The sequence below is a fragment of the Streptomyces sp. NRRL F-5650 genome (genome assembly GCF_000721365.1).
Lineage (GTDB): Bacteria > Actinomycetota > Actinomycetes > Streptomycetales > Streptomycetaceae > Streptomyces > Streptomyces ardesiacus.
The window spans coordinates 97,755-122,050 of the sequence record NZ_JOGV01000004.1; the positions used below are offsets into that span (position 1 = coordinate 97,755).

Annotated in this window: 25 protein-coding genes; 16 read left to right on the forward strand and 9 right to left on the reverse strand. The window is 72.6% G+C overall.

Annotated features, from left to right (window positions below; translation table 11 throughout):
• Window positions 1–24: 24 nt before the first annotated feature.
• The 3 genes from IG88_RS0106340 to IG88_RS0106350 all read right to left on the reverse strand — a co-directional run bounded on the left by IG88_RS0106340 (window position 25) and on the right by IG88_RS0106350 (window position 3,043).
• Window positions 25–825, reverse strand: coding sequence for a DsbA family protein (locus IG88_RS0106340; RefSeq protein ID WP_031035877.1), 801 nt, complete (start codon window positions 823–825; stop codon window positions 25–27).
• 97 nt (window positions 826–922) lie between these two features.
• Window positions 923–1,633 (reverse strand): hypothetical protein, encoded by a 711-nt coding sequence (locus IG88_RS0106345; RefSeq protein ID WP_031035879.1) that lies wholly within the window; start codon window positions 1,631–1,633, stop codon window positions 923–925.
• Window positions 1,634–1,702: 69 nt separating this feature from the next.
• Window positions 1,703–3,043 carry a DUF2252 domain-containing protein gene (locus IG88_RS0106350; protein WP_031035881.1) on the reverse strand — a complete coding sequence of 447 codons (1,341 nt, stop codon included), beginning with the start codon at window positions 3,041–3,043 and terminating at the stop codon, window positions 1,703–1,705.
• 202 nt (window positions 3,044–3,245) lie between these two features.
• Between IG88_RS0106350 and dnaE the strand changes: the two genes are divergently transcribed.
• Window positions 3,246–6,785, forward strand: a complete 3,540-nt coding sequence (dnaE, locus tag IG88_RS0106355; RefSeq protein WP_031035883.1) for a DNA polymerase III subunit alpha — start codon at window positions 3,246–3,248, stop codon at window positions 6,783–6,785.
• A gap of 55 nt (window positions 6,786–6,840) precedes the next feature.
• Here dnaE and IG88_RS42370 read toward each other — a convergent pair whose 3' ends face one another.
• Window positions 6,841–7,011, reverse strand: a complete 171-nt coding sequence (locus tag IG88_RS42370) for a hypothetical protein (protein WP_037799716.1) — start codon at window positions 7,009–7,011, stop codon at window positions 6,841–6,843.
• A gap of 224 nt (window positions 7,012–7,235) precedes the next feature.
• Between IG88_RS42370 and IG88_RS0106365 the strand changes: the two genes are divergently transcribed.
• The 4 genes from IG88_RS0106365 (at window position 7,236) to IG88_RS0106380 (ending at window position 11,287) form a co-directional block, all read left to right on the forward strand.
• Entirely contained in the window at window positions 7,236–8,447 is a 1,212-nt protein-coding gene (locus tag IG88_RS0106365; protein WP_031035884.1) for an NYN domain-containing protein, read from the forward strand.
• Window positions 8,448–8,605: 158 nt separating this feature from the next.
• Window positions 8,606–9,580 (forward strand): ABC transporter ATP-binding protein, encoded by a 975-nt coding sequence (locus IG88_RS0106370; RefSeq protein ID WP_031035886.1) that lies wholly within the window; start codon window positions 8,606–8,608, stop codon window positions 9,578–9,580.
• Between the two features lie 122 nt (window positions 9,581–9,702).
• The gene (locus tag IG88_RS0106375; protein ID WP_031035888.1) at window positions 9,703–10,527 is read left to right on the forward strand and encodes an ABC transporter permease; all 825 of its coding nucleotides are present in this window, start codon (window positions 9,703–9,705) and stop codon (window positions 10,525–10,527) included.
• A gap of 34 nt (window positions 10,528–10,561) precedes the next feature.
• A complete protein-coding gene (locus IG88_RS0106380) occupies window positions 10,562–11,287 on the forward strand; it encodes a hypothetical protein (protein WP_051851786.1) in 726 nt (241 codons plus the stop codon).
• A 56-nt stretch (window positions 11,288–11,343) separates the two neighbouring features.
• On the opposite strand, the gene ybaK is transcribed toward IG88_RS0106380, so the two are convergent.
• The 4 genes from ybaK to IG88_RS0106400 all read right to left on the reverse strand — a co-directional run bounded on the left by ybaK (window position 11,344) and on the right by IG88_RS0106400 (window position 15,301).
• Window positions 11,344–11,856: a Cys-tRNA(Pro) deacylase gene (gene ybaK / locus IG88_RS0106385; RefSeq protein WP_031035892.1), complete on the reverse strand. Its 513-nt coding sequence runs from the start codon at window positions 11,854–11,856 to the stop codon at window positions 11,344–11,346.
• A 13-nt stretch (window positions 11,857–11,869) separates the two neighbouring features.
• Window positions 11,870–12,610, reverse strand: coding sequence for an LON peptidase substrate-binding domain-containing protein (locus tag IG88_RS0106390; protein WP_031035894.1), 741 nt, complete (start codon window positions 12,608–12,610; stop codon window positions 11,870–11,872).
• Between the two features lie 11 nt (window positions 12,611–12,621).
• A complete protein-coding gene (locus tag IG88_RS0106395; protein ID WP_031035895.1) occupies window positions 12,622–13,593 on the reverse strand; it encodes a hypothetical protein in 972 nt (323 codons plus the stop codon).
• A 130-nt stretch (window positions 13,594–13,723) separates the two neighbouring features.
• Window positions 13,724–15,301 (reverse strand): hypothetical protein, encoded by a 1,578-nt coding sequence (locus IG88_RS0106400; protein ID WP_031035897.1) that lies wholly within the window; start codon window positions 15,299–15,301, stop codon window positions 13,724–13,726.
• 199 nt (window positions 15,302–15,500) lie between these two features.
• On the opposite strand from IG88_RS0106400, the gene hisD reads away from it, so the two are divergent.
• The 10 genes from hisD (at window position 15,501) to IG88_RS0106450 (ending at window position 23,151) form a co-directional block, all read left to right on the forward strand.
• Complete coding sequence (gene hisD, locus IG88_RS0106405; RefSeq protein ID WP_031035898.1) at window positions 15,501–16,826, forward strand: histidinol dehydrogenase; 1,326 nt, start codon at window positions 15,501–15,503, stop codon at window positions 16,824–16,826.
• Complete coding sequence (locus tag IG88_RS0106410; protein ID WP_031035901.1) at window positions 16,823–17,932, forward strand: histidinol-phosphate transaminase; 1,110 nt, start codon at window positions 16,823–16,825, stop codon at window positions 17,930–17,932. Before hisD ends, IG88_RS0106410 begins: the two co-directional genes overlap by 4 nt.
• Complete coding sequence (gene hisB / locus IG88_RS0106415; RefSeq protein WP_031035903.1) at window positions 17,929–18,522, forward strand: imidazoleglycerol-phosphate dehydratase HisB; 594 nt, start codon at window positions 17,929–17,931, stop codon at window positions 18,520–18,522. Before IG88_RS0106410 ends, hisB begins: the two co-directional genes overlap by 4 nt.
• A 3-nt stretch (window positions 18,523–18,525) precedes the next feature.
• Window positions 18,526–18,690 (forward strand): hypothetical protein, encoded by a 165-nt coding sequence (locus tag IG88_RS43720; RefSeq protein ID WP_030402198.1) that lies wholly within the window; start codon window positions 18,526–18,528, stop codon window positions 18,688–18,690.
• Window positions 18,681–19,334, forward strand: a complete 654-nt coding sequence (gene hisH / locus IG88_RS0106425) for an imidazole glycerol phosphate synthase subunit HisH (RefSeq protein WP_063760584.1) — start codon at window positions 18,681–18,683, stop codon at window positions 19,332–19,334. Before IG88_RS43720 ends, hisH begins: the two co-directional genes overlap by 10 nt.
• A 2-nt stretch (window positions 19,335–19,336) precedes the next feature.
• A complete protein-coding gene (priA, locus tag IG88_RS0106430) occupies window positions 19,337–20,059 on the forward strand; it encodes a bifunctional 1-(5-phosphoribosyl)-5-((5-phosphoribosylamino)methylideneamino)imidazole-4-carboxamide isomerase/phosphoribosylanthranilate isomerase PriA (protein ID WP_031035907.1) in 723 nt (240 codons plus the stop codon).
• A gap of 16 nt (window positions 20,060–20,075) precedes the next feature.
• Complete coding sequence (locus IG88_RS0106435; RefSeq protein ID WP_031035910.1) at window positions 20,076–20,480, forward strand: RidA family protein; 405 nt, start codon at window positions 20,076–20,078, stop codon at window positions 20,478–20,480.
• Complete coding sequence (gene hisF, locus IG88_RS0106440) at window positions 20,477–21,232, forward strand: imidazole glycerol phosphate synthase subunit HisF (protein ID WP_031035912.1); 756 nt, start codon at window positions 20,477–20,479, stop codon at window positions 21,230–21,232. Before IG88_RS0106435 ends, hisF begins: the two co-directional genes overlap by 4 nt.
• A gap of 76 nt (window positions 21,233–21,308) precedes the next feature.
• Window positions 21,309–21,896, forward strand: coding sequence for an ArsR/SmtB family transcription factor (locus IG88_RS0106445; protein WP_031035915.1), 588 nt, complete (start codon window positions 21,309–21,311; stop codon window positions 21,894–21,896).
• Window positions 21,889–23,151: an MFS transporter gene (locus IG88_RS0106450; protein WP_051851787.1), complete on the forward strand. Its 1,263-nt coding sequence runs from the start codon at window positions 21,889–21,891 to the stop codon at window positions 23,149–23,151. Before IG88_RS0106445 ends, IG88_RS0106450 begins: the two co-directional genes overlap by 8 nt.
• A gap of 11 nt (window positions 23,152–23,162) precedes the next feature.
• Here IG88_RS0106450 and IG88_RS0106455 read toward each other — a convergent pair whose 3' ends face one another.
• A complete protein-coding gene (locus IG88_RS0106455) occupies window positions 23,163–23,798 on the reverse strand; it encodes a TIGR03085 family metal-binding protein (protein ID WP_031035918.1) in 636 nt (211 codons plus the stop codon).
• 81 nt (window positions 23,799–23,879) lie between these two features.
• On the opposite strand from IG88_RS0106455, the gene hisI reads away from it, so the two are divergent.
• Window positions 23,880–24,296, forward strand: coding sequence for a phosphoribosyl-AMP cyclohydrolase (gene hisI / locus IG88_RS0106460; protein ID WP_031035920.1), 417 nt, complete (start codon window positions 23,880–23,882; stop codon window positions 24,294–24,296).

Genomic DNA, 24,296 nt, shown 5'->3' on the forward strand with positions numbered 1-24,296 from the left:
ACGGCGATCACCGGGCCCGGCGGGTCACTTGGTGACGCCCGCGTCCTTGAGCGCCTTCTGCCACGCGTCCGGCGTGCTCGGGGTCTCGACGATCTTGTCGTTGATCTTGATGGTCGGGGTCGACTGGACGCCCTCGGCCTTGTCGAAGGACTTGCTCATCCGCATCGCCCAGGCGTCGTAGGTGCCCTTCTTCACGGCGTCCTGGAACTTCTTGTTGTTCTTCAGGGCGTCGACCGAGTTCGCCACCTTGATCAGGTAGTCGTCCTTGGCGAACTCGTCGGTGGACTCCTCGGGGTGGTACTCGGTGGAGTACAGCGCGGTCTTGTAGTCGACGAACGCCTCGGGGCTGACGTTCAGCGCCGCGCCGAGCGCGCTCAGCGCGTTCTTGGAGCCCTCGCCGCCCAGGTTGCCGTCGAGGAAGGTGCCGATGGTGAAGGAGAGCTTGTAGTCGCCGTCCTGCATGCCCTTGTTGACGGTCTCGCCGATGCTCTGCTCCATCGCAGCGCAGCCCGGGCAGCGCGGGTCCTCGTAGAGGTGGACGACGTTGTCGGACTTGGACTCGCCGACGACGATCGTGGTGCCGTCCTTGCCGGAGGTGTTGGCCGGGGCCACGACCTTCGCCTCGGCGGCCTTGTCCCAGCCGGTGGGCTTGCTGTTCTGCACGACGGCGTAGCTGATGCCGCCGGCTATCGCCAGCACGCCGACGATGGAGGCGGCCACGACGGCCTGCCGCTTGACCTTGTCGCGCTTGGCCTGGCGCTCGCGCTCCTGGCGCAGGCGCTCACGGGCCGCCGTCTTCGCCGCCTGGCTGTTCCGCTTGCTCATGGTGGTGATCTCTCCGGGGACGCGCACACGGGGGTGTGCGGAGGTGCGTACGGGGGACTGCTGTGCTCGGTGGTGCTCGTGCGGCCCGGGGGCCGGGTCACACGAGGGCGGTCACCGGGCGCGGCGGTCCGCGACGTCCCAGGGAGTGCGTGAGGATCCGCTCCCGGGCGCCGGCGGCGCGGCGGACCGGGGGCACCGGGCGGCGCACCGCGGGGGCCCGGCGTACGCTCACGGCCGCGACGGCGACGAGCAGCGGCCGGAAGGTGGTCGCGGCCACGGCGCCGACCAACTGGGCCAGCGCCCGCTCGCCGCGCCGCAGCCAGGCCGCCGCGAGCAGCCCGACGCCGAGGTGCGCGCCCAGCAGCAGCCAGGCGGTGCCCGGGTCGGCCTGGGCCAGCACCGAGGCCATCCGGTCGGTCTCCGCCCCGGTGACCCGGGTCAGCGGCGCGGTCATCCCGGCGTGGACGCCGGTGCCGTCACCGCACAGCACGTCGAAGCCGACCGAGCGCAGCGGGCCCGCTACCGGGCCGCCCGCGCGGCCGTAACAGACGTGCTGGCCGGTGGTGAAGACGGTGTCGGCGGCCAGCTCCAGCGGGATCAGCAGGGCGGCGATCCGCCCGAAGCCGCGCTCGCGCCGCCCGGCCAGGGCGTACGCGATCAGGAACACGGCGGCGGCGACCGCCGTCACCGTGGCCAGCGGCAGCGGAACCCCGGACAGCAGCACGTGCGACGCGGTGCTGAGGGTCACGGCGAGGGCCGTGAACAGCGCCGCGCGTACGGCTCTGAGCGGGGTTCCGGATATGTCCATAGCAGTAGAAGAGTGTGTCACGGGGGCCGGTAAGGGACCCCTAAAGGGTGGCTGTGAGAATCCCGACGGTCACAGGCCCGGGATCCGGCCGTTGCGGAAGAGGTCGACGAAGGTCTGGTGGTCGGCACGCGCGCGTGCGCCGTAGCGGTGGGCGAAGTCGACCAGGAGGGGCGCGAAGCCCTCCTCGTCGGCCGCGATCGCCGCGTCGATGGCCCGCTCGGTGGAGAACGGCACCAGGGACTCCCCGGACTGGTCGTCGGCCGCCGCGTGCATGGTGGCCGTCGCCCGGCCCAGGTCGGCGACGACCTCGGCGATCTCCTCCGGGTCGTCGAGGTCGCTCCAGTCCAGGTCGACGGCGTACGGCGAGACCTCGGCGACGAGCTGGCCGGCGCCGTCCAGCTCGGTCCAGCCCAGCCACGGGTCGGCGTGCGCCTGCAGGGCGCGCTGGGAGATCACCGTGCGGTGGCCCTCGTGCCGGAAGTAGTCCCGGATCGCCGGGTCGGCGACGTGCCGGGAGACGGCCGGGGTCTGGGCCTGCTTGATGTAGATCACGACGTCGTTCTCCAGGGCGTCGCTGTTGCCCTCCAGCAGGATGTTGTACGAGGGCAGACCGGCCGAGCCGATGCCGATGCCGCGGCGGCCGACGACGTCCTTCACCCGGTAGGAGTCGGGACGGGCCAGGGAGGACTCGGGGAGCGTCTCCAGGTAGCCGTCGAAGGCGGCGAGCACCTTGTAGCGCGTGGCGGCGTCCAGCTCGACGGAGCCGCCGCCGGGGGCGAAGCGGCGCTCGAAGTCACGGATCTCGGTCATCGAGTCCAGCAGCCCGAAGCGGGTCAGCGAGCGGGCCACGCGCAGGGCGCCCAGCAGCGGGCCCTGAGCGGTGTCCAGCGTGAAGGGCGGCACCTCGTCGCTCTTGGCTCCGGTGGCCAGGGCGTGGATCCGCTCGCGGTACGCGCCCGCGTACACCCGCACCAGCTCGCCGATCTGTTCGTCACTGAGCGCCTTCGCGTACCCGATCAGCGCGACGGAGGCGGCGAAGCGCTTGAGGTCCCAGGTGAACGGGCCGACGTAGGCCTCGTCGAAGTCGTTGACGTTGAACACCAGGCGTCCGTTGGAGTCCATGTAGGTGCCGAAGTTCTCCGCGTGGAGGTCGCCGTGGATCCACACCCGGGAGGTCCGCTCGTCCAGGTAGGCGTCGCCCTGCCGGTCACCGAAGTCAGGGTCCTCGGCCAGGTCCCGGTAGAAGAGGCCGGCGGTGCCGCGGTAGAACGCGAAGGCCGACGCCGCCATCTTCCGGAACTTCACGCGGAACGCCGCGGGGTCCGCGGCCAGCAGCCGGCCGAAGGCGGTGTCGAAGACGGCGAGGATCTCCTCGCCGCGCCTCTCCTCGTTGAGCTGCGGGACCGACATGCCTGGTGCCTCCTGGTGCGGGTGATGCCTGACGGGTGGAGCGGATCTCCACTCGGGCCAACGTTCGAACGGGTGCGGGAGTGCCCGTCCCAGAAGGTACGCGTGGGGAGCCCCGGAGTGTCAGTGGCGAGGCATAGACTTCGACGCTGACCCCCCGGATCGACCGCCGCCAGTCGTCCACCGTTTTCCCAGGAGGCCGCACGTGTCCAAGCCGCCGTTCACGCACCTGCACGTCCACACCCAGTACTCGCTGCTGGACGGTGCCGCGCGGCTCAAGGACATGTTCAACGCCTGCAACGAGATGGGCATGACGCACATCGCCATGTCCGACCACGGCAACCTGCACGGGGCGTACGACTTCTTCCACTCGGCGCAGAAGGCCGGGGTCACCCCGATCATCGGGATCGAGGCGTACGTCGCCCCGGAGTCCCGGCGCAACAAGCGCAAGATCCAGTGGGGCCAGCCGCACCAGAAGCGCGACGACGTCTCCGGCTCGGGCGGTTACACCCACAAGACCATGTGGGCGGTGAACAGCACCGGGCTGCACAACCTCTTCCGCCTCTCCTCCGACGCGTACGCCGAGGGCTGGCTGCAGAAGTGGCCCCGGATGGACAAGGAGACCATCAGCCAGTGGTCCCAGGGCATCGTCGCCTCCACCGGCTGCCCCTCCGGCGAGGTCCAGACCCGGCTGCGCCTCGGCCACTTCGACGAGGCCCTGAAGGCGGCCGCCGACTACCAGGACATCTTCGGCAAGGACCGCTACTTCCTGGAGCTGATGGACCACGGCATCGAGATCGAGCACCGGGTCCGCGACGGGCTGCTGGAGATCGGCAGGAAGCTCGGCATCCCGCCGCTGGTGACCAACGACTCGCACTACACCTACGCGCACGAGGCGACCGCCCACGACGCGCTGCTGTGCATCCAGACCGGCAAGAACCTCTCCGACCCGGACCGCTTCCGCTTCGACGGCACCGGCTACTACCTGAAGTCCACGGACGAGATGTACGCCGTGGACTCCTCCGACGCCTGGCAGGAGGGCTGCGCCAACACCCGCCTGGTCGCCGAGATGGTCGACACGACCGGCATGTTCGTCAAGCGCGACCTGATGCCGAAGTTCGACATCCCCGACGGCTTCACCGAGGTCACCTGGTTCCAGGAGGAGGTCCGCCGCGGCATGGCGCGCCGCTTCCCCGGCGGCGTCCCCGAGGACCGCCAGAAGCAGGCCGAGTACGAGATGGACGTCATCATCCAGATGGGGTTCCCGGGGTACTTCCTCGTGGTCGCCGACTTCATCATGTGGGCCAAGAAGCAGGGCATCGCGGTGGGCCCCGGCCGGGGCTCCGCGGCCGGTTCGATCGTGGCGTACGCGATGGGCATCACCGACCTCGACCCCATCCCGCACGGCCTGATCTTCGAGCGGTTCCTCAACCCCGAGCGCGTCTCCATGCCCGACGTCGACATCGACTTCGACGAGCGCAGGCGCGTCGAGGTCATCAGGTACGTGACGGAGAAGTACGGCGCCGACAAGGTCGCCATGATCGGCACCTACGGCAAGATCAAGGCGAAGAACGCCATCAAGGACTCCGCGCGCGTGCTGGGCTACCCGTACGCGATGGGCGACCGCCTGACCAAGGCCATGCCCGCCGACGTCCTCGGCAAGGGCATCGACCTCAACGGCATCACCGACCCGACGCACCCCCGCTACAGCGAGGCCGGCGAGATCCGCGCGATGTACGAGAACGAGCCGGACGTGAAGAAGGTCATCGACACCGCCAAGGGCGTCGAGGGCCTGGTGCGGCAGATGGGCGTGCACGCGGCCGGCGTGATCATGTCCAGCGAGCCCATCGTGGACCACGCCCCGATCTGGGTGCGGCACACCGACGGCGTGACCATCACGCAGTGGGACTACCCGCAGTGCGAGTCGCTCGGCCTGCTGAAGATGGACTTCCTCGGCCTGCGCAACCTCACGATCATGGACGACGCCGTCAAGATGGTGAAGTCCAACAAGGGCGTCGACCTCGACCTGCTGTCGCTGCCGCTGGACGACCCCAAGACCTTCGAGCTGCTGCAGCGCGGCGACACGCTCGGCGTCTTCCAGTTCGACGGCGGCCCCATGCGCTCCCTGCTGCGGCTGATGAAGCCCGACAACTTCGAAGACATCTCCGCCGTGTCGGCCCTGTACCGCCCCGGCCCGATGGGCATGGACTCGCACACCAACTACGCGCTGCGCAAGAACGGCCTGCAGGAGATCACGCCGATCCACAAGGAGCTGGAGGAGCCGCTCCAGGAGGTCCTGGCGGTCACCTACGGCCTGATCGTGTACCAGGAGCAGGTGCAGAAGGCCGCCCAGATCATCGCCGGCTACTCGCTCGGCGAGGCCGACATCCTGCGCCGCGTGATGGGCAAGAAGAAGCCCGAGGAACTGGAGAAGAACTTCGTCATCTTCCAGGCCGGCGCCCGGAAGAACGGCTACAGCGACGAGGCCATCCAGGCCCTGTGGGACGTGCTGGTCCCCTTCGCCGGCTACGCGTTCAACAAGGCGCACTCCGCCGCGTACGGACTGGTCTCGTACTGGACCGCCTACCTGAAGGCGAACTACCCGGCCGAGTACATGGCCGCGCTGCTCACCTCGGTCAAGGACGACAAGGACAAGTCGGCGGTCTACCTCAACGAGTGCCGGCGCATGGGCATCAAGGTGCTGCCGCCCAACGTCAACGAGTCCATGTCCAACTTCGCCGCGCAGGGCGACGACGTGATCCTCTTCGGCCTCTCCGCCGTGCGCAACGTCGGCACCAACGTCGTCGAGTCGATCATCCGCTGCCGCAAGGCCAAGGGGAAGTACGCGTCCTTCCCGGACTACCTGGACAAGGTCGAGGCGGTCGTCTGCAACAAGCGGACGACGGAGTCGCTGATCAAGGCCGGCGCCTTCGACGAGATGGGGCACACCCGCAAGGGGCTCACCGCGCAGTACGAGCCGATGATCGACAACGTGGTCGCGGTCAAGCGCAAGGAGGCCGAGGGGCAGTTCGACCTCTTCGGCGGCATGGGGGACGAGCAGAGCGACGAGCCGGGCTTCGGACTCGACGTGGTCTTCGGCGAGGACGAGTGGGACAAGACCTATCTCCTGGCCCAGGAGCGGGAGATGCTCGGACTCTACGTCTCCGACCACCCGCTCTTCGGCCTGGAGCACGTGCTGTCCGACAAGGCCGACGCGGGCATCTCCCAGCTCACCGGCGGTGACTTCGGCGACGGCGCGGTCGTCACCATCGGCGGGATCATCTCCGGGCTCCAGCGCAAGATGACCAAGCAGGGCAACGCCTGGGCCATCGCCACCGTCGAGGACCTCGCCGGTTCGCTGGAGTGCATGTTCTTCCCGGCGACCTACCAGCTCGTGTCCACGCAACTCGTCGAGGACGCCGTGGTGTTCGTCAAGGGGCGCCTGGACAAGCGGGAGGACGTGCCGCGGCTGGTCGCGATGGAGCTGATGATCCCCGACCTGTCGAACGCGGGCGCCAACGCGCCCGTGGTGCTCACCATTCCGGCCACCCGCGTCACTCCGCCGATGGTCAGCAGGCTCGGTGAGATCCTCACCCACCACCGCGGCGACAGCGAGGTGCGGATCAGGCTCCAGGGGCCGACGAAGACGACCGTGCTGCGCCTGGACCGGCACCGGGTGAAGCCCGATCCGGCCCTCTTCGGCGACCTGAAGGTGCTGCTCGGCCCGTCCTGCCTGGCGGGCTGAGCGCCGAACGAGCGAGGGCGCACCCGGCTGCCGGGTGCGCCCTCCGTCGTGGACGTCAGTTGTGGCCGAAGCGCTTCTGCCGCTTGCGGGACGCCGCGTCGCCGGGCGTCGTGAGCTGCGGGGAGTGCTGCTCCTCGCGGTCCAGCACGGCCGACTCGGCGGCCTGCGGGGCGCTGCGCTCGGAACGGGGCTGCTTACGATCACGGTTGTTCTTGTTCTTGGCCATGGTGATCTACCTCCTGAGGGGGATCTAGGGGCCAGGGCCGGAACCAGATTCACATAGCCCAACAAAGAACGCATATCGGGCAATTACCGTCCGTGACGCGTATCGGCGAGGTGCGGAGCGCCGAAACGCCACGCCGAAGATCGAGTTCGGGCCGTTAACCTCCGCGCGGTCGGGCAGACTCGAAGGAAGCCCGAAGCAAACCTCCCGGAAAGAGGGTGGATCGCGTGGACCGCTGCATCGTCCTGGTGGACGCCGGGTATCTGCTGGGGGCCGCCGCGAGTCTCCTGGCCGGAGAGCCCTCGCGCTCGCGCATCACCGTCGATCACGCCGCCCTCATCCAGGGACTGCGCGACCGCGCCGAGTCCGACACGCAGCAGCCCCTGCTGCGCATCTACTGGTTCGACGGCGCCCCCGACCGCGTCCCGCAGCCCGAGCACCGCCGCCTGCGCGTGATGCCCCGGGTCACCGTCCGGCTGGGCGCCCTCACGCGCAGTGACGGACGCTGGGCCCAGAAGGGCGTGGACGCCGCCATGCACGCCGAACTGACCGAGCTGGCCCGCAACCGCGCCTGCTCCGACGTCGTCCTGGTCACCGGCGACGGCGACCTGCTGCCGGGCATGATGGCCGCCAAGGAGCACGGGGTGGCCGTCCACCTGTGGGCCGTTCAGGCCGCCGACGGCGACTACAACCAGTCCGAGGACCTGGTCGCCGAGGCCGACGAACGCCGTGTCCTGGACCGTACGTGGATCACCAAGGCCGTACGAGCCAAGGAGGTCGGCGGCATCTGCGCGCCGCCGCCCGTGCCCCGCCCCGAGATCGCCGCGATCCTCTCCGCGCCGCTGCCCGAGTCCGCCCTCTCCGGCGCCGGCCGGCGGCCCGCCGAGCCGCCCGAGCACCCCACCGCGGCCCCCGCCGGGCAGGGCGCCGCCGACCAGCGGGTGCCGCCCGCCAAGGGCGTCCCCACCCCCAAGGACCTCGCCGCCCTGCGCGCCCCCTCCCACCCCGCCCCCCAGCCGGCCAACGCCACCCTGCGCTGGTCCTCCGACAAGGGCTGGGTCGACCGGACCGCCGCCGAGCCCTCCGAGGCCGCCTCGCTGCCCACGCTCGCCCAGCTCACCACGGCCGAGCAGCGCTGGGCCGACCGCGAGGAGGACATCACCACGGTCGGCGGCGACCCGTACGAGGTCGGGCAGGTCTTCGCCCGCCGCTGGCTCGAACGCCTCGGCGACCACGGCCACCTGCAGAAACTGTCCGGGATGTACCCCCGCATCCCGCACCGCGTCGACGGCGAGCTGCTGCGCTACGCGGCCCGCTTCGGGCTGCTGGCGCACAAGGACGACCAGATCGACGAACACGACCGGTACGCGATCCGGGCCGGCTTCTGGCGGGAGGTCGACGTGCGGACGGCGACCGAACGCACGCCCGCGGCGGAGTGAGGCGTTCCGCGCCCGCGCCGCCCCGGCGCGCCCCCGCTCCACCCGGCTGAATCGACACTTATGGGCGGACCCGGGGACGGACCGGGGGGACCGACCCCGTACTCTCGTCCCTTGTGAGTACGCGCGTGGCACAGGCATCTCGACCCGGTGGCGATGCCGTGTGCGTGGTGCGCGAACTGACCAAGACCTACCCGGCCGCGCGCGGCCGGCGCGGCGCTCCGGCCGCCCCCGAGGTGCGGGCCACCGACGGCGTCACCCTGGACATCCGCCGCGGTGAGATCTTCGGCCTGCTCGGACCGAACGGCGCCGGCAAGTCCACCCTCGTGCGCCAGCTCACCGGGCTGATGCGGCCCGACGCGGGCAGCGTGGAGATCCTCGGGCACGACATCGTGCGCCACCCGGAGCGGGCCGCGCGGATCCTCGCCTACCTGGGCCAGGAGTCCAGCGCCCTGGACGAGCTGACCGTGTCGCTCGCCGCCGAGACCACCGGACGGCTGCGCGGTCTGGAAGTGCGCCGGGCCCGCGCCGAGCGGGACGCGGTACTGGAGGAACTGGGCCTGACCGGGCTCGCCGGCCGCCCGCTCAAGAAGCTCTCCGGCGGCCAGCGCCGCCTGGCCTGCTTCGCCGCCGCGCTGGTGGGGGAGCGCCCGCTGCTCGTGCTGGACGAGCCGACCACCGGCATGGACCCGGTGGCCCGGCGCGCGGTCTGGTCGGCCGTCGACCGGCGGCGCGCCGAGCACGGCACCACCGTCCTGCTCGTCACCCACAACGTCATCGAGGCCGAGACCGTCCTCGACCGGGTCGCCGTCCTCGACCGGGGCCGCGTGATCGCCTGCGACACGCCCTCCGGACTCAAGGAGGGCGTCGCCGGGGAGGTCCGCGTCGACCTGGTGTGGCGCGAGAGCGCACCGCTGCACGTCCCCGAGGTCGCCGCCCTGCGCGATCGTGCCGCCGAGTCGGGACGCCGCTGGACGCTGCGGCTCGCCCCCGAGGAGGCCCGCGCGGTCGTCGCCACCGTCACCGGCGGCGCCGCCTTCGCCGCCCTGGACGACTTCACCCTGGCCACGCCCAGCCTGGAGGACGTGTACCTGGCGCTGGGCGGCGCCGCGCGACAGGGGCTGGTGAGGGCGTGAGCACACGAGCGGTGAGAACACCGGCGGCGGCATCCGTACCCGTCGAGGTGGACGTACCCGTTCGGGCGAAGGTTCCGGACGGCTCCAGCGAGAACGACCCTAACGAAGGGGAGCAGCACGACGTGAGTGCCGTACCCGCCGATGCCCTGCACGGGGCTGCCCCGGCGGCCGAGGGGCGGCACGCTGCCGGGCCGGCCGGCCTGGGGCCCAGGGTGCGGCTGTGGCCCTCCCTGGTGGCCGTGTACCGGGCGCAGCTCTCCCGGGCCCGGGTCGCGCGCATCCCGCTGCTGTTCGTGGCGACCTTCCAGTCGATCGGCATCATGATCCTGATGCGCGGCGTCGTGGACGGCGGCGGCGAGGCGCGGGCCGTGGTCGCCGGGTCGGCCGTGCTCGTCGTGGCCTTCGTCGCGCTCAACCTCCTCGCCCAGTACTTCGGGCAACTGCGCGCCAGCGGCGGGCTCGACCACTACGCGACGCTGCCGGTGCCGCCCGCCGCGGTGGTGCTGGGCGCGGCGGGTGCGTACGCGTCCTTCACCGCGCCCGGGACCGTGGTGACGGCGGTCGTCGGCTGCCTGTTGTTCGGGCTGCCGATGACCCACCTGTGGGTGCTGCTGGCCGTGATCCCGCTGGCCGGAGCCGCGCTCGCCGGACTGGGCGCGGCGCTCGGCCTGCTCGCGCCGCGGCCCGAGCTCGCGACGCTGCTGGGCCAGCTCGGCATGTCCGCGGCCCTGCTGCTCGGCGTGCTGCCGCCCGAACGGATGCCGCAGGTGGTGCGCCTGGCCCGGGACCTGCTGCCGTCCACGTACGGTGTGGAGGCATTCGCCCGCACGTTCGGCGGACGGCCCGACTGGGGGTACGTCCTCGGCGACCTCGCGGTGTGCGCCGTGGTCGGGGTGATCTCGCTGGCCGTGGCCACCTGGGCGTACCGCCGGGCCGCCGTCCGGTGACGCGCCGCACGGGCGGGTTTGGCACGATGGCACGGTGACCGCACCCTTGAGCCCGCCACCGCCGCCGAACGAACACTCGCCGTACCCGGGCGGGGCGGTGCCGCCGCCCGCCGGTGCGTACGCCCCTCACGGTGACCCCCATGGCGAACAGGACGGCCCCGGGATGTTGAAGGAAGTGCGGCAGGCCGTCGTGACCGCGGTGGTGGTCGCGCTCTTCGGTGCGCTGCTCGGCGTGCTGTGGTGGAAGCTGGCGCCGAGCGTGCCGCTGGTGGGTGACGCGGCCGCCGGCAGTTGGGTCGTCTACCTCAAGGACTCCGAGGGCGAGCAGGCGATCGGCGTCGACGGAACGTTCACGCTGCTGGCACTGGCGTTCGGTGCGGTGAGCGCGGTCGTGGTCTTCCTGCTGCGGCGGCGCGGGGGTGTGCCGCTGGTCGTGGCCCTCGGCGCCGGGGGGCTGCTGGGGTCGCTGGTGGCGTGGCGGCTCGGGGTGTGGCTCGGGCCGACGCAGGACGTGATCGCCCACGCCAAGGAGGTGGGCAAGGGGGTCACGTTCTCCGCGCCGCTGAAGCTGGGGGCGAAGGGGGTGCTGCTGGCGTGGCCGTTCGCGGCGCTGGTGGTGCATCTGGGGCTGACGGGGCTGTTCGGGCCGCGGGACCCGGAGCCGGATCCCTGGCCGGGGCCGACGGCGGCGCCGACGCCGGGGCAGTATCCGCCGGGGCCGGGGCCGGGGCCGGGGCCGTACGGGGGCGGGGGCAAGTAGGTCTGGCCCGGTGCGCCCGCCCGTGCCCGCCGCCCCTCACGCACGGGTGTCCGTGGCTACGGGCGGGAGACGGGGGCCAGGGTTGCGTCGGTGAGCGTGACGAGGTCGTCGGGGGAGAGTTCCACCTCCAGGCCGCGGCGGCCCGCCGAGACGCAGATCGTGGGGTGGGCCGTGGCCGAGGCGTCCAGGACCGTCGCGAGCCGTTTGCGCTGGCCCAGCGGGGAGATGCCGCCCCGCACGTAGCCCGTGGTGCGCTCCGCGAGGGCCGGGTCGGCCATCGCGGAGCGCTTGCCGCCGACCGCGGCCGCCAGCGCCTTGAGGTCGAGCCGGCCCGCCACCGGCACCACCGCGACCGTCAGCGCGCCGTCGACCTCCGCCACCAGCGTCTTGAACACCCGCTGCGGGGAGACGCCCATCGCCTCGGCCGCCTCCTCGCCGTAGGACGGGTGGGCCGGGTCGTGCTCGTAGGCGTGGACCGTGTGCGTCACCCCGGCCGCCGTGAGGGCCACCGTCGCGGGGGTGCCCCCGGACTGCTCCTTCTTGTTCGCCTTGCTCGGCTTCTTCGCCATGCGGGCCAGTACCTCAGTTGAGACTCGTCGGGCCGCGCGTCAGGTCCGACGCCGGCAGGGACGGCAGCGTACGGATGATGGAGGTCTCGGAGCGAAGGAGTTTCAGCTCGTCCCGCAGCCGCGAGGCGGTGTCCGGGGACTGGAGCAGGCGCTGCTTCGTCGGCGTGTCCAGCACCATCGCGGCGGCGACCAGGTAGGAGACCACCCCAGGTTCGTCCGGCAGGTCGGAGCCGGTCGCCAGCGACCGCTCACGGGCCCCCGCCAGCCGCTTCTGGTACTGCCGGAAGGACCGCAGCACCCCCTCGGCCAGGGCACCCGCCTCGTCGCCCGGCTCCTCGGGCAGCGGCTCCAGCTCGCCGGTCAGGAAGGGGCCCGAGGCGTCCACGGAGGTCAGGCGCACCCGGCTGGTGCCGGTCGCGAGGATCTCGAAGGTGCCGTCGGCCCGCTCGCGGATCGTCGCGGCGTCCGCGACGCAGCCCACCTTGTGGAACGCCCTGAGCGGGTCGGCCCCGAAGCCGGCCGTGGGCCCGTGCTCGACGGCCGCCGTCGGGTCCGGCAGGCCGGGGGCGGTCCGGGCGACCTCGTGGCCGTCGCGGATCGCCACGACGGCGAACCGGCGTGGTTCGTCCTCCGGGGTCTTCAGCAGCTCGCGCATCATGGCGCGGTAGCGCTCCTCGAAGACGCTGAGCGGAAGCACCAGCCCCGGGAACAGGACCGAGTTCAGGGGGAAGAGGGGGAGCCGGACGGTGGTCACGACGCAGAAGCCTAATGGGCGCCCGCTCCCAGGTGCGCACGGACGTCCGCGCGCACCTGGAGGAAACGGCCGAGCGGGTCGGGCTCGCCGGTGTCCCGGTCCCACGGGAAGGACGTCACGTACGGGCCGGTCAGCCGCAGTTGCTCCGCGGCGTCCCGGTGGCGTCCCAGGCGTACGAGGACGTAGACGAGCAGGTTCCGCAGCTCCGCCGCCCAGGGATCGGCCGGCGGGTGGGCGGCCGACAGGTCGGCCGCGCGGTCGGCCGCGGCGTCCAGGCGGGGGCGGTGGGCGCGTACGGCGGTGCCGGGGGCCGTCAGACAGGAGAAGGCCGCGCGCAGGGGCAGGGCCCGTACGAGCGCGTCCTCGGGGGCGTCCTGGGCGGCCGTCTCCGCGAAGTCCAGGCACTCGCCGTGGGCGCCGGGCGAGGTGTCGGCCAGGTACTCCAGGGCGGCGACGTGGCTGCCGTAGTGGTGCGGGGAGCGGCGCACCGCCTGTTCCCACAGCCGCTCGAACTCGGTGTGCGCGGCGCCCGCGCCCCGGGCCGCGTCCAGCGCGGTCCGCCACGGCACCGGGTCGGCGGGGCCGGCCCCCTCGGCTGCGGCGACGACGGCGGGGACGACCTGGCGCAGGAGTTCGGCGCGGGCCGGTGAGTCCCAGCGCCGCTGTACCGCCAGCCGGGCCGCCACCAGCAGGGCGTCGGGGTCGTCCGGGGCGGTGGCGCGCCAGGCGTCGAGCCACTCGGAGCGGGAGCGGGCGAAGGCGGCGAGCCGGGTCGCGTAGCGGTCGCGGTGGTCCCACTCGGCGTGCTCACGGGTACCGGCGAGGAGAGCGGCCGCGGGGCCGTGCTCACCGCGGGCCGCGGCGACGAGGGCGGGGGCGAGGCGGTCGTCGGGGGCGTCGAGGAGCACGTCGTCGTCGGAGGCGGGCCGTGGGGACCGGGGGCGGGCCCGGGCGGCCGCGGCCCGCAGGAACGCGCGCAGCATGGCCAGTACGACGGCCGAGGGTCCGGGATGGTTGTGCGGCCCGGCCCCGGCTTGCGCCGGCCGGGTTCCCGCCGGGCTCCCGTCCGTGCCGGCGGGGTCCGCGGGCGGGCGGGGGTGCCTGCCGCGGTGGTCAGTTCCTGCGGAGCAGGCGGGTCGCGCCGGCCGCCACCGTCGTCGCCAGGACCCAGCCCAGCAGGACCAGGGCCGTCGACAGCCACTGCCAGCCGTCGTGGAGCTGCCAGAAGCCCACCTGGCCCAGGTCGATCACCGGCAGGAGCAGGTCCAGGGCGTAGAGCGACGGGTTCCACTGCGGGTGTTCGCCGCCCTGCGGCGCGGGCGGGTCCGCGCGGGCGAAGGCGAGCGAGCCGGCCGCCCACAGCACCGCCATCCACACCGCCGCCCGGCCCGGCCGGTAGCCGTAGGCGACCGTCCAGTCCTGTGCGTACCCCACCAGCTTCGCGGCGAGGGGCAGGCTCTCGCGCCGCCTCCGGTGCTTGGCGAGCAGCACCTCGCGGGCGTCCTCGTCCTCGCCGCCGGCCCGCAGCACGGCGGCGAGCCGCTCGTACGGCTCCGGGTGGTACTCGGCGGTCGCGGCGCCCACCCAGCGCAGCCGCTTCGCCAGCGGGAACGGCCCGCGCGGCACCAGGTTCTCGTAGGCGAAGCCGCCCATGTGCAGCCGCCCGGGGCCCGGCCAACTGTCCGCCCGGTCCATCAGGTTGACCACCCGGGCCCCCGACAGCACCACCCGCCCGCGCGCCGGACGCTCGCCCAGGAAGCGCAGTTCGGGAGTCTGCACCCGGCGCAGCGACAGCTCCTGGTCGTCGGTGAACGTGAACCGCGCGTGCTCCAGGTCCAGGGCGTCGCCGAACCGCCCGTCGTCGAGGCGCACCCCGCCCTCGCACTCGAAGCGCTGGATGCGGGTGCCCTGCGCGGGCGTGGTGCCGCGCAGCAGCGGGCTGCCCAGCCCCGCCGGGGTCAGGTACAGCGTGCGCTCCACCGTGAGCTGCGGGGCGTTCAGCGCGTGCCGCGTGTACGGGTTGAGGAGCCGGGCCCCGCGCAGGCTCAGCGACACGCCGACCTGGGCGCTGCGCAGACTCACCTCGCCGTGCGACTCCAGCATCTCGGCCTGGAGGTCCTGCCCGACCGTCATCCCGTCCGCGGCGATCGAACGCCCGCTGCGGTCCCGGTGCACGACCGCCTGGTTGAGCAGCAGGTCGGTGCCTATCTGCGCGTCCGTGAGCCGGATGCCGCCCGGGAAGCGGGAGCGCGGCAGGTGCAGGTCGCCCTCGGTGTGCAGCCGGGCCGCCTCCAGGCGCGGCACCGCGCAGTCCACCAGCCGCACCGTCGTGAACCGGGCCTCCGGCAGCAGCACCTCCCGGTCGAAGCGGCAGCGCCGCAGCTCCACGTACGGCACCACCGTGCCGCCCGCCAGGTCCATCGTGTCGCTGATCCGCACGCCCACGAGCTGCAGCGAGGACACCCGGCCCGCGAGCGCCGGCGGACCGTCGAGGAGCAGCCAGCACACGATGCGCGCCCGCACCGTGCGCTCCGGTCCCCACGGGCGCATGCCGTGCGGGTCGTCGACGAGCGCGTCGCCGCTGCTCAGGTCGTACACACTGCCGTTGCGGAAGGCCTGCCACATGCCGGTCTCGGCGATGGTCAGGTCGTCCGGAAGCGCTCCGTCACGATGGCCGGTCCCCTCGGTCACGGTGGTTCACTCCCTCCCCGTCTACTCGCCGGTCGCTCACCCTTCGTACAACCGTTCATGCCCACTGCGTGACCTTCCGAACACTCAAAGTGAGCACGGATCGCGCGAGTTCACCGTGGGCGGTGCGGTCCGTCGCGTTGCGTATCAGCCACTGATACGCGCGGACCGTGCCGGACGCGGGTCTGAGAGAATTGGTTCCGTGATCTCCCGAATCGATCTGCGCGGCGACGCCCTCCCCGAGGGCCCCGCCCTGCGCGACCTGCTGCCCCGAGCCGACTTCGACGTCTCGGCCGCCCTGGAGAAGGTGCGTCCGATCTGCGAGGCCGTGCGTCATCGCGGGGACGCGGCGCTGATCGACTTCACCGAGCAGTTCGACGGCGTCCGGCTGGAACAGGTGCGTGTCCCGGCCGAGGAGCTGACCCGCGCGCTGGAGGGCCTCGACCCGGCCGTGCGCGCCGCGCTCGAGGAGTCCGTCCGCCGTGCCCGCCTCGTCCACCGCGAGCAGCGCCGCACCACGCACACCACGCAGGTCGTGCCCGGCGGGTCGGTCACCGAGAAGTGGGTGCCGGTCGAGCGGGTCGGGCTCTACGTGCCCGGCGGCCGCTCGGTCTACCCGTCGTCCGTGGTCATGAACGTGGTGCCCGCACAGGAGGCCGGTGTCGGCTCGATCGCGCTCGCCTCGCCCGCGCAGGCCGAGTTCGGCGGCATCCCGCACCCCACCATCCTGGCCGCCTGCGCCCTGCTCGGCGTCGACGAGGTGTACGCGGCCGGCGGCGCCACCGCCGTCGCGATGTTCGCCTACGGCACGGAGTCCTGTCCGCCCGCCAACATGGTCACCGGCCCCGGCAACATCTGGGTCGCCGCCGCCAAGCGCTTCTTCACCGGGAAGATCGGCATCGACGCCGAGGCCGGCCCGACCGAGATCGCCGTCCTGGCGGACTCGACCGCCGACCCGGTGCACGTCGCCTCCGACCTGATCAGCCAGGCCGAGCACGACCCGCTGGCCGCCGCCGTCCTGGTCACCGACTCCGCGGAGCTGGCGGACGCGGTGGAGAAGGAGCTGCACCCGCAGGTCGAGGCCACCCGGCACGTCGAGGACCGGATCCGTCCGGCGCTGGCCGGCCGCCAGTCCGCGATCGTCCTCGTCGACGGCCTGGACGAGGGGCTGCGCGTGGTCGACGCCTACGGCGCGGAGCACCTGGAGATCCAGACCGCCGACGCCGCCGCCGTCGCCGACCGGGTCAGGAACGCGGGCGCGATCTTCGTCGGCCCCTGGGCGCCCGTCTCGCTCGGCGACTACGCGGCCGGGTCCAACCACGTCCTGCCCACCGGCGGCTGCGCCTGCCACTCCTCGGGCCTGTCCGTGCAGTCCTTCCTGCGCGGCATCCACATCGTCGACTACACGCGCGACGCGCTCGCCGAGGTCGCGCGGCACGTCGTGACGCTGGCCGAGGCGGAGGACCTGCCCGCGCACGGCGCGGCGATCAAGGCGAGGTTCGAGTGGAAGGTCCCGGAAAGCAAGTGACGTTCGGCATCGACGATCTCCCCGTACGGGACGAGCTGCGCGGCAAGTCCCCCTACGGCGCTCCCCAACTGGACGTGCCGGTACGGCTGAACACCAACGAGAACCCCTACCCGCTGCCCGAGGCACTGGTCGAGCGGATCGCCGAGCGCGTCCGCGAGGCCGCCCGCGGCCTCAACCGCTACCCCGACCGGGACGCGGTCGAGCTGCGCACGAGGCTCGCCGCGTACCTGACCGACACCTCCGGGCACCCGCTGGACGTCGGCAACGTCTGGGCGGCCAACGGCTCCAACGAGGTCATCCAGCAACTGCTGCAGACCTTCGGCGGCCCCGGCCGCACCGCGATCGGCTTCGAGCCGTCGTACTCGATGCACGGGCTCATCGCGCGCGGCACCGGCACCGAATGGATCTCCGGGCCGCGCCACGAGGACTTCACCATCGACGTGGCCGCCGCCGAGCGGGCCGTCGCGGAGCACCGCCCGGACGTCGTCTTCGTCACCACCCCCAACAACCCGACCGGCAACGCGGTCCCGCCCGAGACGGTCCTCGCCCTGCACGACGCGGCCCAGGCGGCGAAGCCGTCCATGGTCGTGGTCGACGAGGCGTACATCGAGTTCAGCCACGGCGCCTCGCTGCTGCCGCTGCTGGACGGGCGGCCGAACCTGGTGATCTCCCGCACGATGTCGAAGGCGTTCGGCGCGGCGGGCCTGCGCCTGGGCTACCTGGCCGCGCACCCGGCCGTCGTCGACGCCGTCCAGCTCGTACGGCTGCCGTACCACCTGTCGGCCGTGACCCAGGCGACGGCGCTGGCCGCCCTGGAGTACACGGACACGCTGCTGAAGTACGTCGAGCAGCTCAAGGCCGAGCGGGACCGGCTCGTCGCCGAACTGCGGGCCATCGGCTACGAGGTGACCGAGTCCGACGCCAACTTCGTCCAGTTCGGGCGGTTCGCGGACGCCCACGCCGCCTGGCGGAAGATCCTCGACCGGGGCGTCCTGGTCCGGGACAACGGCGTACCGGGATGGCTGCGGGTCAGCGCCGGCACCCCGGAGGAGAACGACGCGTTCCTCGACGCGGTACGTGAAGTCAAGAAGGAGCAGAACACATGAGCCGCGTGGGACGCGTGGAGCGCACGACCAAGGAGACCTCGGTCCTCGTCGAGATCGACCTCGACGGCACCGGCAAGACCGACATCGCCACCGGCGTCGGCTTCTACGACCACATGCTCGACCAGCTCGGCCGGCACGGTCTGTTCGACCTGACCGTGAAGACCGACGGCGACCTGCACATCGACTCCCACCACACCATCGAGGACACCGCCCTCGCGCTGGGCGCCGCCTTCAAGCAGGCCCTCGGCGACAAGGTGGGCATCTACCGCTTCGGCAACTGCACGGTCCCGCTGGACGAGTCCCTCGCCCAGGTCACCGTCGACCTCTCCGGCCGCCCCTACCTCGTGCACACCGAGCCCGAGAACATGGCGCCGATGATCGGCGCGTACGACGTGACGATGACCCGGCACATCCTGGAGTCCTTCGTCGCCCAGGCCCAGATCGCCCTGCACGTGCACGTGCCCTACGGCCGCAACGCGCACCACATCGTGGAGTGCCAGTTCAAGGCGCTGGCGAGGGCCCTGCGCTACGCATCGGAGCGCGACCCCCGCGCGGCCGGCATCCTGCCTTCCACGAAGGGCGCGCTGTAACCCATGAACGGTACGTCCACCGCACTGATCGTCGTCGGCCTCTTCCTGGCCGGCGGCATCTACTCCTTCGCCAAGCAGCAGATGCCCAGGGGCCTGATCGTGCTGCTCTCCATCGGCGCCGGCATGTGTCTGCTCGCGGGCGTCCTGAGGCTGGAGGTGTGGAGTTGACCGCGGCCCCCGCCAAGAGCGTCGTCGTCTTCGACTACGGCTTCGGCAACGTCCGCTCCGCCGAGCGCGCCCTCGCGCGCGCGGGCGCCGACGTGGAGATCACCTGCGACTACGACAAGGCGATGAACGCCGACGGACTGCTCGTCCCCGGCGTCGGCGCCTTCGCCGCCTGCATGGACGGCCTCAAGGCCGCCCGCGGCGACTGGATCGTCGACCGCCGGCTGTCGGGCGGGCGCCCGGTGATGGGCATCTGCGTCGGCATGCAGATCCTCTTCTCGCGCGGCATCGAGCACGGCGTGACGGCCGAGGGCCTGGACGAGTGGCCCGGCACGGTCGGACCGCTCCAGGCCGACGTCGTGCCGCACATGGGCTGGAACACGGTCGAGGCACCGGCCGGCTCCCAGCTCTTCGCCGGCCTGGACGCCGACGCCCGCTTCTACTTCGTGCACTCCTACGCCGTCCACGAGTGGACCCAGGAGGCGCACAACCCGCTGCTCGCCGCGCCCCGGGTCACCTGGTCCACGCACGGCGAGCCCTTCGTGGCCGCCGTGGAGAACGGCGCGCTGTGGGCCACCCAGTTCCACCCCGAGAAGTCCGGCGACGCCGGAGCCCAGCTCCTCACCAACTGGATCGAGACCCTGTAGAGATGAGCAAGCTCGAACTCCTTCCCGCCGTCGACGTCCGCGACGGCCAGGCCGTCCGCCTCGTGCACGGCGAGTCCGGCACCGAGACCTCCTACGGCTCGCCGCTGGAGGCCGCGCTCGCCTGGCAGCGCTCCGGCGCCGAGTGGCTGCACCTGGTCGACCTGGACGCCGCGTTCGGCACCGGCGACAACCGCGCGCTGATCGCCGAGGTCGCGAAGGCCATGGACATCAAGGTGGAGCTGTCCGGCGGCATCCGCGACGACGACACCCTCGCCGCCGCCCTCGCCACCGGCTGCACCCGGGTGAACCTCGGCACCGCCGCGCTGGAGACCCCCGAGTGGGTCGCCAAGGTCATCGCCGAGCACGGCGACAAGATCGCGGTCGGCCTCGACGTACGGGGCACCACGCTCCGGGGCCGCGGCTGGACCCGCGACGGCGGCGACCTCTACGAGACGCTGGACCGCCTGAACCGGGAGGGCTGCGCGCGGTACGTCGTCACCGACATCGCCAAGGACGGCACCCTCCAGGGCCCCAACCTGGAGCTGCTGAAGAACGTGTGCGCGGCCACCGACCGCCCGGTCGTGGCCTCCGGCGGCGTGTCGTCCCTGGACGACCTCCGCGCGATCGCCGGGCTCGTCCCGGCCGGTGTCGAGGGGGCCATCGTCGGGAAGGCCCTCTACGCGAAGGCGTTCACCCTGGAAGAGGCCCTGGAGGCTACGTCGTGAAATTGGACTCGGTGTCATGACGTCCGAAGCCGTACGGCGCGTGCAGAGCGGAAGTCCCTGGGAGGAGTCCTTCGGTTTCGCACGGGCCGTGGCGGCCGGGGACCGGGTCGTCGTGGCGGGCACCACCGCCTTCAGGGGCGAGGTGCTCTACGGCGAGGGCGACCCGTACGAGCAGGCCAAGGTGGCCTTCGGCACCGCGGTCGAGGCGATCGGCGAGTTCGGACTCGGCATCGAGTCCGTCGTCCGGACCCGTGTGTACCTGGCCCACACCCGCGACGTCGACGAGGTGGGCCGTGCCCACAAGGAACTGTTCGACTCCGTGCGCCCGGCCACGACCCTGCTGGTCGTGGAGGGTTTCGTCGACTCGCGGGTGCTGGTGTCGGTCGAAGTGGAAGCGTATAGAGGAGCCGTGGATTCATGACCCTGGCGGTCCGAGTCATCCCCTGCCTGGACGTGGACGACGGGCGGGTCGTCAAGGGCGTCAACTTCCAGAACCTGCGCGACGCGGGCGATCCCGTCGAGATGGCCAAGGTGTACGACGCCGAGGGCGCCGACGAGCTGACGTTCCTGGACATCACCGCCTCGTCGGGCAACCGCGAGACGACCTACGACGTGGTGCGCCGCACCGCCGAGCAGGTGTTCATCCCGCTCACCGTCGGCGGCGGGGTGCGCACCGCCGAGGACGTCGACAGGCTGCTGCGGGCCGGTGCCGACAAGGTGGGCGTGAACACGGCCGCCATCGCCCGCCCCGACCTGATCCGCGAGATCGCCGAGCGGTTCGGCCGGCAGGTCCTGGTCCTGTCGGTCGACGCGCGCCGCACCGAGGCGGGCACCTTCGAGGTGACCACCCACGGCGGCCGGCGCGGCACCGGCATCGACGCGGTGGAGTGGGCGCACCGGGCCGCCGAGCTGGGCGCGGGGGAGATCCTGCTCAACTCGATGGACGCGGACGGCACGAAGGACGGCTACGACCTGGAGATGCTGGCGGCCGTCCGCAAGCACGTGAGCGTCCCCGTGATCGCCTCGGGGGGCGCGGGCAGCCTCGCCCACTTCGCCCCGGCGGTCGAGGCGGGCGCGGACGCGGTCCTGGCGGCGTCGGTCTTCCACTTCGGGGACCTGCGGATCGGCGAGGTGAAGGCCGCCCTGCGGGAGGCGGGCCACCCGGTCCGGTAGCGACAGGCCGAGATGCGAAAGGAAAGTTGCGCAACATCTATTGCGCAACTTTTCTTTCGTAATCTAGCCTGGCCGCATGCCGAGTCAGGAGAACCACCCCGTCACCGACCTGGGCACCCTCAAGGCCCTCGCCCACCCGCTGCGCATGCGGCTCTACCGGGGCCTGTGCGTCGCGCGCACGGCGACCGCCTCCCAGCTCGCCGAGCAGGTCGACGAGGCCGTCTCCCTGGTCAGTTACCACCTGCGCAAGCTGGCCGAGCACGGGCTGGTCGAGCAGGCCGAACCCCAGAGCGCGGACGGCAGGGAGCGGTGGTGGCAGCCGTCCTCGGACGTGGTCACCATCCGCGACGAGCACTTCCGCGACGCCCCCGAGCGGGCCGCCGCCCACCTCGCCGCCACCCGCCTCTTCCACGACCAGCGCGCCGAGATGTACCGCCGCTACCTCGACGAACGCCCTACCTGGGGCCCCGAGTGGAACTCCGTCGCCCCCGACAACGAGTCACTGCTGCGCCTGACCCCCGCCGACCTGAAGGAACTGGGCGAGGAACTGCTCGCCCTGGCGCGGAAGTACGACGAGCGCGGCCGGGCCGCCGAGGCCGCCGGCGACACCGAGGGGCGCGAGAACGTCGCGCTGCACGTCTACGGGTTCCCGTTCCGTGTCTGAGGCGACCACGTCCGTGCCGGGCGTACCGACACCCGCCGCCTCCGTGCCCGCCCACCGCGACGGCAACGTCCTTCGCTGGGTCGCCGCCTACACCACCTCCATGGTCGGCGACATGGTCTTCTACCTCGCGCTGTCCTGGGCCGCCGTGCAGAACGGCACCCCCGCGCAGGCCGGTCTCGTCACCGCCGTCAGCGCCGTGCCCCGTGCCCTGCTCATGCTCGGCGGGGGAGTGGTGGCCGACCGGCTCGGGCCGCGCCGGGTCGTCATCGGCAGCGACGCCGTACGGTGCGGCGCGGTCCTCGCCGTCGCCGCCCTGCTGTTCGCGACCGACCCCGGCCTGTGGCTCCTCGCCCTGCTCGCCCTCGTCTTCGGCACCGTCGACGCCGTGTTCATGCCGGCCGTGGGCGCCCTGCCGGCGCGGATCACCGGCCGGGACCAGCTCGCCCGCGTCCAGGGCATGCGCGGCCTCGCCGTGCGCTTCGCCTCCGTCGTGGGCGCTCCGCTGGGCGGACTCGGCGTGGCGGTCGGCGGTGCGGCGGCCGCCTTCGCGTTCGCCGGGCTGCTGATCGCCGTGTCCGTGCCGCTGCTGGTCTCCGTCCGGATGCGGGACCTGCCGGCCGACGACGCGAGCACCGCGGGCGGGACCACCGCCTGGCGGGACCTGGTGGGCGGGCTCCGCTACGTCCGCCGGCACCGCGTCCTCGGCCCGCTCATGGTCGCCATCGCCCTCGGCGACCTCGGCTTCGTCGGCCCCCTCAACGTGGGCCTCACCCTGCTCGCGGACGAACGCGGCTGGGGCGCCTCCGGGATGGGCTGGGTGCTCGCGGGATTCGGCACGGGCGCCGCGGTCGCCGCCCTGCTGCTCACCGTACGGGGGCGCCTGCCGCGCGCCGGGTGCGTCGCCGCCGGTGCGATCATCCCCGGCGCGGCCGCGATCGCCGCCCTGGCCCAGGCGTCCGGCCTCCCCGCGGCCGTCGGCACCGCGCTGCTCATCGGCCTGCTCACGGGGCTCAGCGGCGCCATGTGCTCGGCCCTGCTGCAGACCCAGTCCGACCCCGCCTACCTGGGGCGCGTCACCGCCGTCGGCGGCATCGTCAGCCTCGGGATCGCGCCGCTGAGCATGCCGCTGTCCGCCGCCGCCATCGGGGTGTGGGGCACCGGCCCGGTCTTCGCCGTCAGCGGCGCGATCTGCGGCCTCGGCGGGGTCGTCGCCCTGTGCGCGCCGGGGGTGCGGCGGGCAGAGCTGCCGAAGTGAGCGGTGCCGGGTCAGATCCCGAGCCGCTTGGTCTCCCGCAGCCTGGCGATCGCGTCCTGCTCGCCCTCCAGCTCCACCTTCGCGGCGTCCTGCCTGCCGTACGCGAACAGCAGCAGCTCGGACGGCTCGCCCGTGGCCGTCACCACCGGCGTGCCCCGGTGCGCGACCGTCGTCTGGCCGTTGGGGCGGCGCAGCACCAGGCCCGTCGGGATGCCGCGGCCCATCAGGCGGGCGGCGCGCTCCAGGCGGGCCCACAGGGTGTCCTGGAAGACCGGGTCCAGCTCGCGCGGCGACCAGTCGGGCTGGGCACGGCGCACGTCCTCGGCGTGGACGTAGAACTCGACCGTGTTCGCCGCCTCGTCGACCTGCTTGAGCTGGAAGGGGGAGAAGCGCGGCGGACCCGTGCGGACGAGCTGGAGCAGCTCCTCGTACGGCTTCGCGCCGTACTCCTCCATCACCCGGTCGAGGCGGGACGCCAACGGCTTGATCAGGCTGCCCCCGGCGGCGTCCGGACGGCGCTCGCGCACCACCACGTGCGCGGCCAGGTCACGGGTCCGCCAGCCCTCGCACAGGGTCGGGGCGTCCGGGCCCGCCGTCTCCAACAGGTCGGCGAGCAGAAGTCGTTCACGCTTGGCGAAAGTCGACATGGAGTCAGCCTACGGCGCCCGGCCGGGTCCGCCCAATGGACATTCCCGGGGCGTGTCCGTCCCGCGCGGCACAATGGGCGCATGACCAGCAGCTCCCCCACCAGCGGCCCCGGGCGCCCCAGCCCGCTCGCCCCGGAGATCGCCGACCGCCTCAAGCGCGGCGCCGACGGCCTCGTGCCCGCCGTCGCCCAGCAGTACGACACGGGGGAGGTGCTGATGCTCGGCTGGATGGACGACGAGGCGCTGCACCGCACGCTGACGACCGGACGCTGCACCTACTGGTCCCGCAGCCGCCAGGAGTACTGGGTCAAGGGCGACACCTCCGGACACGTCCAGTGGGTGAAGTCGGTGGCCCTGGACTGCGACGCCGACACCGTGCTCGTCAAGGTCGACCAGGTCGGCGCCGCCTGCCACACCGGCGCCCGTACCTGCTTCGACGCCGACGTGCTGCTCGCGGAGGATCCCGCCGCCCCCGCCGCCCCCGGCACGGATCAGTAG

Coding starts and splice junctions, on each gene's coding strand:
- IG88_RS0106340 (WP_031035877.1), bottom strand. CDS start 825: ATGAGCAAGCGGAACAGCCAGGCGGCGAAGACGGCGGCCCGTGAGCGC.
- IG88_RS0106345 (WP_031035879.1), bottom strand. CDS start 1,633: ATGGACATATCCGGAACCCCGCTCAGAGCCGTACGCGCGGCGCTGTTC.
- IG88_RS0106350 (WP_031035881.1), bottom strand. CDS start 3,043: ATGTCGGTCCCGCAGCTCAACGAGGAGAGGCGCGGCGAGGAGATCCTC.
- IG88_RS42370 (WP_037799716.1), bottom strand. CDS start 7,011: ATGGCCAAGAACAAGAACAACCGTGATCGTAAGCAGCCCCGTTCCGAG.
- ybaK (WP_031035892.1), bottom strand. CDS start 11,856: ATGGCGAAGAAGCCGAGCAAGGCGAACAAGAAGGAGCAGTCCGGGGGC.
- IG88_RS0106395 (WP_031035895.1), bottom strand. CDS start 13,593: ATGCTGCGCGCGTTCCTGCGGGCCGCGGCCGCCCGGGCCCGCCCCCGG.
- hisB (WP_031035903.1), top strand. CDS start 17,929: ATGAGCCGCGTGGGACGCGTGGAGCGCACGACCAAGGAGACCTCGGTC.
- IG88_RS43720 (WP_030402198.1), top strand. CDS start 18,526: ATGAACGGTACGTCCACCGCACTGATCGTCGTCGGCCTCTTCCTGGCC.
- priA (WP_031035907.1), top strand. CDS start 19,337: ATGAGCAAGCTCGAACTCCTTCCCGCCGTCGACGTCCGCGACGGCCAG.
- IG88_RS0106435 (WP_031035910.1), top strand. CDS start 20,076: ATGACGTCCGAAGCCGTACGGCGCGTGCAGAGCGGAAGTCCCTGGGAG.
- hisF (WP_031035912.1), top strand. CDS start 20,477: ATGACCCTGGCGGTCCGAGTCATCCCCTGCCTGGACGTGGACGACGGG.
- IG88_RS0106445 (WP_031035915.1), top strand. CDS start 21,309: ATGCCGAGTCAGGAGAACCACCCCGTCACCGACCTGGGCACCCTCAAG.
- IG88_RS0106455 (WP_031035918.1), bottom strand. CDS start 23,798: ATGTCGACTTTCGCCAAGCGTGAACGACTTCTGCTCGCCGACCTGTTG.
- hisI (WP_031035920.1), top strand. CDS start 23,880: ATGACCAGCAGCTCCCCCACCAGCGGCCCCGGGCGCCCCAGCCCGCTC.